This window comes from Psychrobacter sp. GW64-MNA-CIBAN-0177 (genome assembly GCF_040309585.1).
In the GTDB taxonomy this organism is placed as follows: domain Bacteria; phylum Pseudomonadota; class Gammaproteobacteria; order Pseudomonadales; family Moraxellaceae; genus Psychrobacter; species Psychrobacter okhotskensis.
Genome location: NZ_JBEOOY010000411.1, coordinates 1 through 255, shown reverse-complemented (window position 1 = coordinate 255; position 255 = coordinate 1). Strand labels below are relative to the sequence as shown.

Genomic DNA, 255 nt, shown 5'->3' with positions numbered 1-255 from the left:
CGGCTAACACATTCATTAGAAGTGTCACAAATTGGAACTGGCATTACTGCTCAACTACGTCGAAAATATCCGGACCTTAGGTATTTACTCAATTCAATGAGCCTCATTGAATCGATTTGTTTGGCTCACGACATCGGTCATCCACCTTTTGGCCACGGCGGTGAAGTCGCATTAAATTACATGATGCGCCATCACGGTGGTTTTGAAGGCAACGGCCAAACCTTTCGAATTTTAACTCGTTTAGAACCCTATACC

Annotated in this window: 1 protein-coding gene; it reads left to right on the top strand. The window is 43.9% G+C overall.

Annotated features, from left to right (window positions below; translation table 11 throughout):
- A partial coding sequence (locus AAEY79_RS15670; protein ID WP_352289520.1) for an HD domain-containing protein occupies positions 1 to 255 on the top strand: 255 nt, incomplete at both ends.